1 protein-coding gene is annotated in these 11028 nt (G+C 72.6%); it reads left to right on the forward strand.

Features of this window, described 5'->3' with window-relative positions:
* The first annotated feature begins 27 nt into the window (after nt 1-27).
* Nucleotides 28-11010: a type I polyketide synthase gene (locus HDA45_RS36575; protein WP_184903203.1), complete on the forward strand. Its 10983-nt coding sequence runs from the start codon at nt 28-30 to the stop codon at nt 11008-11010.
* The last annotated feature ends 18 nt before the right edge of the window (nt 11011-11028 follow it).

Consider the following 11028-nt stretch of genomic DNA (forward strand, 5'->3'; position numbering starts at 1 on the left):
CCCGGCGCCGCGAGGAGGACCACCGTCATGACGACCGACGAGCGGACGCTCGACTACCTCAAGCGACTGACCGCCGAACTGCGTGAGACGCGGCGTCGCCTGCGAGAAGCCGAGGAAAGCGGCTCCGAGCCGCTGGCCGTGATCGGCATGGCCTGCCGGTTCCCCGGCGGGGTCTCGTCACCGGAAGGACTGTGGGACCTCGTCGACGGCGGCGGGGACGGCATGACAGGTTTCCCGGCGAACCGGGGCTGGGACACCGACGGGCTCTACCACCCGGACCCGGAACACCGCGGCACCACCTACAGCGACCAGGGCGGGTTCCTGCACGACGCCGGTGAGTTCGACGCGGGCTTCTTCGGCATCTCGCCGCGGGAAGCCTTGGCGATGGACCCGCAGCAGCGGTTGCTGCTGGAGGTCACCTGGGAGACGTTCGAGCGGGCGGGGCTGGACACGGCCGCGTTGAAGGGCAGTGCCACCGGGGTGTTCGCCGGTGCCATGCGCAGCGAGTACGTCTCCGGATTCGACGGCGGAACCGAAGAGGTCGAAGGGTTTCTCGGCACCGGCTCGGCCAACAGCGTGCTGTCGGGCCGGCTCGCCTACACCCTCGGCCTGGAGGGCCCGGCGGTCACCATCGACACGGCGTGCTCGTCTTCGCTGGTCGCGGTCCACCTCGCGGCGCACGCGCTGCGTTCGGGGGAGTGCTCGCTCGCGCTGGCGGGCGGGGTGACGGTGATGGCCACGCCGGAGACGTTCGTCGAGTTCTCGCGGCAGCGCGGGATGGCGGCGGACGGACGCTGCAAGGCGTTCGCGGCCGCCGCCGACGGCACCGGCTGGTCCGAGGGCGCTGGCATGCTCCTGCTGGAGCGGCTGTCCGACGCCCGCCGCAACGGCCACCGGATCCTCGCCGTTCTCAAGGGATCCGCGGTCAACCAGGACGGCGCGTCCAACGGCCTGACCGCGCCCAACGGCCCGGCCCAGCAGCGCGTCATCCGCGCCGCGCTGAAGAACGCGAAGCTGACCGCTGCCGACGTCGACGCCGTCGAGGCGCACGGCACCGGCACCACCCTCGGTGACCCGATCGAGGCGCAGGCGCTCTTGGCCACCTACGGCCGCGAACGGGAAAACCCGCTGTGGCTCGGGTCGATCAAGTCGAACATCGGGCACACCCAGGCCGCCGCGGGCGCCGCCGGGATCATCAAGATGGTCGAGGCCATGCGCCGCGGTGTCCTGCCGCGCACCCTGCACGTGGACGAGCCCTCCCCGCACGTCGACTGGACGGCGGGCGCCGTCGAACTGCTCACCGAACCGAAGCCGTGGGACACCGGCGACCGTCCGCGACGGGCCGGGGTGTCGTCGTTCGGGATGAGCGGCACCAACGCGCACGTCATCCTGGAGCAGGCACCCGCGAGCGAGGACGCCGAGCCGGAGCGGATCCCGCCCGCCGTCCAGACCTGGCCGCTGTCGGCTCGCGGTCCGGTCGCGCTCAAGACTGCCGCGGCCAACCTGCTGTCCACTGTGGACCAGGTCGACCCGCTCGACCTCGGCTGGTCATTGGCCACCACCCGGACCGCGCTGGAATCACGCGCCGCGATCGTCGGTACCCCGGAAGACCTCAAAGCGGGACTGACCGCGCTCGCCGCGGGCGAACCCGCCCCCGGCGTCGTCACCGGCGAGCCGCTGCTCGGGCGCACCGCGTTCCTCTTCTCCGGGATGGGTGCCCAGCGCTGCGGCATGGGCCGCGAACTCTACGACACCTTCCCCGCCTATCGCGCCGCCTTCGACGAGGCCTGCGCCGCCCTCGACCCGCACCTCGACCGCCCGCTGGCCGACGTCGTCTTCGGCGACGACCAGAAGCTCCTCGACCGGATGACCTTCGCGCAGCCCGCGATGTTCGCCCTGCAAGTCGCGCTGTTCCGGCTGCTGGAGTCCTGGGGTGCCCGGCCGGACTACGTCGTCGGCCACTCCGCCGGTGAACTGGCCGCGGCCCACGTCGCCGGAGTCTGGGATCTGGCCGGTGCCGCGCGGATGATCACCGCGCGCGGCCGTCTGATGGAGGCCCAGCCGCCGGGCGGCGCGATGATCGGCATCCAGGCCACCGAAGAAGAGGTCGCGGCCGAACTGACCGACGGCCTCGCCATCGGCGCGCTCAACGCGCCCGACTCGATCGTCGTCTCCGGTGAAGAGGCCGCCGCCGAAGCACTGGCCGCCACATTCGCCGAACGCGGCCGCAAGATCAAGCGGCTCAACATCTCCCACGCGTCGCACTCCGCGCGGATGGACGGCATGCTCGCCGAATTCGGCGCGATCGCCGAAGAAATCCCGCACGAGGCGCCGTCGATTCCCGTGGTGTCCAATGTGACCGGCCGTCTCGCCGGACCGGACGAGGTCACCGTGCCCGGCTACTGGCCGCGGCACGTCCGGCAGCCCGTCCGGTTCGCCGACGGGATCGGTTTCCTGCGCGGTGAAGGGGTTTCCCGGTTCGTCGAGATCGGCCCGGACGCGGTGCTGGCCGGGATGGCCGCGCGCACGCTGCCGCCGGAAGGCACCCTTGTCGTCCCGGTGCTGCGCAAAGACCGCCCCGAAGCCCGCACGGCGATGACCGTGCTGGCCGAACTGCACGTCCGCGGCGCCCGCGTCGACTGGACCGCGTTCCACGACGGCACCGGCGCCCGCACGATCGATCTGCCCACGTACCCGTTCCAGCGCGAGAACTACTGGCTGCGTGGCGGACGCGGCGCGGGCGACCCCGGCGGGCTCGGTCTCGCCGACGCCGCCCACCCGCTGCTGGGCGCGAGTGTCCCGCTCGCCGACGGCGCCGGGATCGTCCTCACCGGCCGGATCTCGCCGTCCACCCACCCTTGGCTCGCCGACCACGCGGTCGCTGGCACCGTCATCGTCCCGGGCACCGCACTGGTCGAACTGGCGCTGCGGGCCGGTGACGAAGCCGGCTGCGCGCAGCTGGAAGAACTCACCCTGCGCGAGCCGATGGTCCTGGCGGGCCCGCTCGACGTCCAGGTCGCCCTGGCCGCCCCGGACGAGAGTGCCCGCCGCGCCGTCGCCGTCTACTCCCGTGCGGGTGACGGCGCCTGGACGCTGCACGGTTCGGGAACGCTGGCCCCGCAGGCTCCGGCCGCGAGCTTCGATCTCGCCGAGTGGCCCCCGCGCGATGCTGTCGCGATCGACGTCACCGAGGTCTACCCGGTGTTCGCCGCCGCCGGACTGGAATACGGCCCGGTTTTCCGAGGACTCAAGGCGGCTTGGCGCCTCGGCGAGGAGATCTTCGCCGAGACCGCGCTGCCGGAGGACACCGCGAAGGCCGACATCGAACAGTTCGGCCTGCACCCCGCCTTGCTGGACGCCGGTCTGCACGCCATCGGCCTGCTGGCCGATGAGCCGGGTGGCGCGAAACTGCCGTTCCTCTGGCAGGACGTCACCCTGCATGCCACCGGCGCGTCCGCGCTGCGGCTGAAGCTCACGCCCGCCGCGTCCGGCGCCGTCACCCTCCGCGCCGCCGACGGGACCGGTGCGCCGGTCGTCACCATCGGCTCCTTGACCCTGCGCGAACTCGCCCCTGTCACCTCGGCGACCCCCGGTCTCGACTCGCTCTTCCGCCTCGACTGGACGCCCGTGCCCACCCCGGCCGAACCGGCCGCGGTCGAGTGGGCCTACCACGGGCGGGTCGGCGGCGGCGCCGTGCCGCCGGTGGTCGTGCTCCCGGTCTTCACCGATCCGGCCGGTGCCCTGATCGCCACTCGCGAAGTCCTCGCCGTCCTGCAGCAGTTCTCCACCGAAGACCGGTTCGCCGACGCGAAACTCGTCGTCGTCACGTGCGCCGCGATCGGTCCCGGCAAGGTCGACCCGGCGGCCGCCGCGGTCTGGGGCCTCGGCCGCTCCGCGCAAAGCGAGCTGCCGGGCCGCGTCGTCCTCGTCGACACCGAGACCGGCGACCTCTCCGAAAGCGAACTCGCCGCCGCGCTGGCGACCGGCGAACCCCAGCTCACCTTGCGCGACAGCGGGTTCGCCGCGCTGCGCCTCGGCCCCGTCCCGGGAACCGACGAGCTGAGCCCGCCCGCCGAACCCGCGTGGCGCCTCGGCATGGCCACGCGCGGCACCCTGGAAGAACTGCGGCTCGAGCCGTGCCCGCAGGCCCTGGAACCCCTCAAGCCCGGGCACATCCGGGTCGGCGTCGGTGCGGCGGGACTGAACTTCCGCGACGCGCTCAACGTCCTCGGCATGGTCGAAGGCGAACCCGGCCCGCTCGGCAACGAGATCGCCGGTGTCGTCCTGGAAACCGGGTCCGAAGTGGACGATCTCGCCCCCGGTGACCGCGTGATGGGCGTCGCCATCGGCGGCATCGGCTCCATCACCACCGCGCAGCGCTCGATGTGCGCGCGGATCCCCGACGGCTGGACCGACGAGGAAGCCGCGTCCGTGCCGCTGGTGTTCCTCACCGCCTACTTCGGTCTCAAGGAACTCACCGGCCTGAAGGCGGGGGAGTCCGTGCTCGTCCACGCGGGTGCCGGCGGGGTCGGCATGGCCGCGATCCAGATCGCGCGGCATCTCGGCGCCGAGGTCTACAGCACCGCGAGCCCCGCCAAACAGCACGTGCTGCGCGAAGCCGGGCTCGACGAGGGCCACATCGCCAACTCCCGCACCCTCGACTTCGAACAGCACTTCCTCAACACCAGCGAAGGACGCGGCGTGGACGTCGTCCTCGACGCGCTCACCGGCGACTTCGTGGACGCCTCCCTGCGGTTGCTGCCGCGCGGTGGCCGGTTCCTCGAGATGGGCAAGGCGGGTCTGCGCGACCCCGAAGAGGTCGCCGCGCGGCACCCCGGCGTCGAGTACCGGCCCTACGACCTCATCGAAGCGGGACCCGAGCAGTTCTCCCGCATGTGGGCCGAGGTGCTGGACCTGTTCGCCGACGGTGTCCTGAAGCCGTTGCCGCGTCACGTCTGGGACGTCCGCCGAGCGCCGGAGGCGTTCCGGTTGCTCAGCCAGGCCAAGCACATCGGCAAGGTCGTACTCACCGTCCCGCGCGGGCCGGAGCCCGGGGGCACCGTCCTGATCACCGGCGGTACCGGTGGCCTCGGCGCGATGCTCTCCCGGCACCTCATCGCCGAGTACGGCGTCCGGCACCTGCTGCTGACCAGCCGTCGTGGCCCGGACGCGCCCGGCGCTGCCGAGCTGACCGCCGAGCTCGAAGCCCGTGGCGCGACGGTCACCATCGCCGCGTGTGACAGCGCAGACCGCGACGCCGTCGCCGCCCTGCTGGCCTCGATCCCGGCGGAGCATCCGCTCACTGCTGTCGTCCACGCGGCCGGTGTCCTCGACGACGCCCCTATCGACGCGCTGAACCCCGAACGTCTCGATCGTGTCCTCGCCCCGAAGGCCGACGCGGCCTGGCACCTGCACGAGCTGACCGCGCACCTGCCGCTGCGCTGGTTCGTCCAGTTCTCCTCGGCCGCCGGGGTGCTCGGCAACCCGGGCCAGGGCAACTACGCCGCCGCCAACGCCTTCCTCGACGGTCTCGCCACTCGCCGTCGCGCCGAAGGTCTCGCGGCGCAGTCCGTCGCGTGGGGCCTGTGGTCCGGCGGCATGAAGGGCGAACTCGGCGACGCGGGCGAGGAACGCATGCGCCGCAGCGGTTTCCCGCCGATCGACCCCGAAGAAGGCCTGGCGATGTTCGACCGCGCGGTCGGCCTCGACCACGCCGTCCTGCTGGGCCTGAAGTTCGACCGCGCGACCGTGCGCGGGAGCGATGCCCCGATCTCGCCGCTGCTCCGCGCACTCGTCGGCGGTTCCGGACGCGCCAAGGCCAAGACGGCCAGTGCCGAGCAGGCGGGTGAACTGCGGCGCAAGCTCGCCGGGCTGCCCGCACCGGACCGGGACGAGCTGCTGCTGGATCTGGTGCGCCGCGAGGTCGCGCTGGTCCTCGGCCACACTGACGCGGCAGGCATCGCCGCGACCCGCGCGTTCAACGAAATCGGTTTCGACTCGCTGACCGCGGTCGAGCTGCGCAACCGTCTCGGCGCCGCGACCGGTCTCCGGCTGCCCGCGACGCTCGTCTTCGACCACCCGACGCCCGACGCGCTGAAGGTCTTCCTGCGCGGCGAACTCGTCGGGGACGAGACGCCGGCCCCGGTCGTGGTACCCCCCACCACGGCCGGGGCCGGTATCCACGAGGACCCCATCGTCATCGTCGGTATGGGCTGCCGGTACCCGGGCGAGGTCACCTCACCCGCCGAACTCTGGCAGCTGGTCGCCGACGGCCGTGACGGCGTCGGGGACTTCCCGGCCGACCGCGACTGGCCCCTGGACTCGCTGTTCCACCCGGACCCCGACCACCGCGGCACCACCTACGCCTCCGAAGGCGCTTTCCTCTACAACGCGGGTGATTTCGACGCCGAGTTCTTCGGGATCTCGCCACGTGAGGCGCTGGCCATCGACCCGCAGCAGCGCCAGGTCCTGGAGACTTCCTGGGAGGCGCTGGAGCGGGCGGGTATCGACCCGTCCTCGCTGCGGGGAACCAGCACCGGTGTCTTCGCGGGCGCCCTGTCCAACGACTACATCTCGCGGCTGAGCGCGATTCCCGAGCAGGTCGAAGGCTTCCTCGGCACCGCGTCCTTCAGCAGCGTCGTCTCCGGCCGGGTCGCCTACGCGCTGGGGCTGGAAGGGCCTGCGGTGTCGGTCGACACGGCGTGCTCGTCTTCGCTGGTCGCCGTGCACCTGGCGGCGCAGTCGCTGCGGTCGGGGGAGTGCACGCTCGCGCTGGCGGGCGGCGTCAACGTGATGGCCTCGCCCGACATGTTCGTCGAGTTCTCCCGCCAGCGTGGGTTGGCACCGGATGGCCGGTGCAAGCCGTTCGCCGGGGCCGCCGACGGCACGAACTGGGCCGAAGGCGTCGGAATCCTGGTGCTGGAACGCCTTTCCGACGCTCGCCGCAACGGACACCGCGTCCTCGCGGTCGTCAAGGGTTCGGCGGTGAACCAGGACGGCGCGTCCAACGGCCTCACCGCGCCCAACGGTCCCTCGCAGCAACGGGTGATCCGCTCGGCACTGGCGAACGCGGGCGTCGAAGCGTCCACAGTGGACGTCGTCGAGGCACACGGAACCGGCACGCCGCTGGGAGACCCGATCGAGGCACAGGCCCTGCTGGCGACCTACGGCCGCGACCGTGAGCGGCCCCTGCTGCTCGGTTCGGTCAAGTCCAACATCGGCCACACGCAGGCCGCCGCCGGGGTCGCCGGGATCATCAAGATGGTCGAGGCGATGAACCACGGTGTCGTCCCGGCGAGCCTGCACGTGGACGAGCCGACCCCGCACGTCGACTGGACCACCGGCGACATCTCCCTGCTCACCGAGCGGACGCCGTGGCCGGAGACCGGACAGCCGCGCCGCGCCGGGGTGTCGTCGTTCGGCATCAGCGGCACGAACGCCCACATCGTCCTCGAACAGGCCCCGGCCGAAGCCGAGCCGGAGCCCTCGCGGCCGCTGCCCGTGGTGCCCCTGCTGCTTTCCGGACGCACGCCGGAGGCACTGGCGGCGCAAACCTCCCGTCTGTCCACTGTGGAGTACACGGCCGACACCGGTTTCTCGCTGGCGACCACTCGTACCCATCACCCGCACCGCGCGGTCTTCGTCGGCGAGCCTGGCGCCGGACTGCGGAAGCTGGCCTCCGGTGAACCCGCGTCCGGCCGCCTCGCGTTCCTGTTCACCGGTCAGGGCTCGCAGCGCGCCGGAATGGGACAGGGGCTCTACAACGCTTTCCCCGCTTTCGCGAAGGCTTACGACGAGGTCGCCGCGCTTCTCCCGCTCGACGGCGACCTCAGCCGGACCGGGACCGCCCAGCCCGCCATCTTCGCGCTGGAAGTCGCGCTCTACCGGCTTTTCGAGTCGTGGGGAGTGCGTCCGGCGTACCTCGCGGGGCACTCGATCGGCGAGATCGCGGCCGCGCACGTCGCGGGCGTGTTCTCACTGGAGGACGCGGCGAAACTGATCGAAGCCCGCGGCAGGCTGATGGAAGCGCTGCCCGAAGGCGGCGCGATGGTCGCCGTGCAGGCCACCGAGGCCGAAGTGGCCGAGTTCGACGGGGTCGCCGTCGCCGCGATCAACGGCCCGGACGCCGTCGTGCTCTCGGGTGCGGAGGAACCGGTGCTGGCCGCCGCCGCGGCGCTGGAAGCCCGTGGCCGCAAGGTGAAGCGCCTCGACGTCTCCCACGCGTTCCATTCGCCGCTGATGGACCCGATGCTCGACGAATTCGCCGAAGTGGTGCGGGAACTGTCGTTCTCGGAACCGCGGATCCCGATCGTGTCGACCGTCGCCGAGCAGGCCGATCTGACCGATCCCGCGTACTGGGTGCGGCACGTGCAGGAACCGGTCCGGTTCGCCGACGCACTCGCTGCCCTGACCGGCGAAGGCGCGACGACCTTCCTCGAGATCGGCCCGGCGGCGGTGCTTTCGGCACTGGCCGCGGGGTCCGGCGAGGCGATCCCCGCCCTGCGTGACGATCGCGACGAGCCCACCGCGGTGGTCACCGCGCTGGCCCGCCTGCACGTCCGCGGGATCGACGTCGACTGGTCCGCGTTCTTCGCCCCCGCGAACCCGCGCGTGATCGACCTGCCGACCTACGCCTTCCAGCACGAGCGGTACTGGCTGCGCGAACCGGCCGTGGCGCGGGTCGCCGGCGGCCTGCGCCATCCGGTCCTGGCCTCCGCGGTCACCTCGGCGGACGACGGTTCGGTCCTGTGCACCGGAGTCCTGCCGTCCGACCCCTCGGACACGCTGCTCGTCGAACTCGCGATCCGCGCCGGGGACGAGGCAGGCGCGGGCACCCTGGCGGAGTTCGCCGTCGAGGCGCCGCTGACCGGGGACCGCGAGGTCCAGGTCGCCGTCGGCCCCGAGGACGACGGACGGCGCCCGGTCTCGATCCACACCCGCGCAGGGAAGGACTGGCAGCGGCACGGCACCGGATTCCTGGTCACCGCGCCCGCCCCGGCACCGGCGGTCCCCGACGTCCTGACCGAGCTGTCCGTGCCGGACGACGTTCCGCAGCTGTTCGGCCTCCACCCGAGCCTGGTCGACCCGGTGCTCGCCGAGCACGGCTGGCCGGTCACCTGGCGGAACGTCACCCTGCACGCCACCGGCGCCACCACCGTCCGGGCGAGTCTGAGCCCGGCGGGGGAACTGGCGGTGTTCGATCTCGCGGGTGCCCCGGTGCTGTCCGCCGAGGTGACCTTCGGCGAGCGTCCGGCGGTGGTGACGACGCCGAGCGAGTCGCTCCACCGGCTGGTCTGGACACCGGTTCCGGCGGCCGACGGCGAAACGTCGTGGGCCCGTCTCGAAGACCTCGGCGCGGAGCTGCCCGACGCGGTGGTGCTCGAACTCGCCGAACCTGCCGGGGACGTCGCCGACGCGGCTCGGACGGCGACCGCGACCGTGCTCGCCGCGCTCCAGGACCCGAAGTACGCGGACAGCCGCCTGGTCGTGCTGACCGCGGGCGCCGTCGCACTGTCCGAAGAGGACGGTGCGGATCCCGCCGCCGCCGCGGTGTGGGGTCTGGTGCGCGCCGCGCAATCGGAGAACCCGGGCCGGTTCGTCCTCGTCGACGGCGATGGCGACACCGCGGTTCTCGGCAAGGCCTTGGCGACCGGTGAAGACCAGCTGCTGCTGCGTGAAGGCAAGCTGTACGCGCCAAGGCTCGCGCAGGTGCGTGGCTCCGTCGCCGAAGCACCGGAGCTGGCGGGGGGAACGGTGCTCGTCACCGGCGGCACCGGCGGGCTCGGTGCCCACCTCGCGCGACACCTGGTGAAGACGCACGGTGTCACCGACCTGGTCCTCACGAGCCGTCGCGGCCCGGCCGCCCCCGGCGCAGCCGAGTTGTCCGACGAGTTGAAGGCTCTCGGCGCGCACGTCCGGATCGAAGCCTGTGACGTCGCCGACCGCGCCGCCGTCGAAACCCTGCTGGCCGGAATCCCCGGACTGACCGGGATCGTGCACGCGGCGGGTGTCCTCGACGACGGCCTCGTCGACACGCTCACCCCGGAGCGGCTCGCGACCGTATTCGGCCCGAAGGCCGCCGCCGCTTGGCATCTGCACGAACTGACGAAGGGCCACGAACTCGCGGCGTTCGTCCTGTTCTCCTCGGCCGCCGGAGTGCTCGGCAACGCGGGGCAGGGCAACTACGCCGCCGCCAACGCGTTCCTCGACGGTCTCGCGGTCCACCGCAAGGGGCTCGGCCTGCCCGCCCGCTCGCTGGCCTGGGGCCGCTGGGCCGACGGCATGGGCGGGGCGCTCGGCGAGCAAGCCGGACAACGGCTGAACCGCAACGGTTTCCCCGCGCTGAGTACCGAGGAAGGCTTGGCGCTGTTCGACGCGGCACTGGCCACGGACCTGGCGGCGTCGGTCCCGGTGAAGCTCGATCGAGCCGGGCTCGCCGCGGCCGGGCAGCTCCCGCCGGTGCTGCGCGATCTGGCTCCCGCGGTGCGGCGCCGGGCAGCGGCGGCCGACGCCGGCGAACTGCGTCTCAAGCTCGCCGGGCTGGCCGAAGCGGAGCAGGAACGCGCGTTGCTCGATCTGGTGCGCGGGCAGGCCGCGGCCGTGCTCGGGCACGCCGGGGCGGCCGCGATCGCCCCCGGACGCGGCTTCCTCGACCTCGGTTTCGACTCGCTGACCGCGGTCGAGTTCCGGACCGCGCTGGCCGCGGCGACCGGGCTCACCCTGCCCACGACGGTCGTCTTCGACTACCCGGCGCCGGACGCGCTGGCCAAGTACCTCCAGACCGAACTCGCCCCCGAGACCGGCGCCGGTGCCGCGGTGACCGACCAGATCACCCGGCTCGAAGCCCTGCTCGACGGGGCCGACCCCGGCGACGCGGAGATCGACGGACGGCTGAAGCGGCTGGTGTCGGCCTGGGCGGCGAAGAAGCCCGCGCACGCCACCGCCGATCTCGAAGCCGCCTCCCCGGACGACCTCCTCGCGCTGATCGACAACGAGTTCGGCCCGCGCTGACATCCGCGACAGACACTC

Origin of the sequence: Amycolatopsis umgeniensis (genome assembly GCF_014205155.1) — a bacterium.
GTDB lineage: Bacteria > Actinomycetota > Actinomycetes > Mycobacteriales > Pseudonocardiaceae > Amycolatopsis > Amycolatopsis umgeniensis.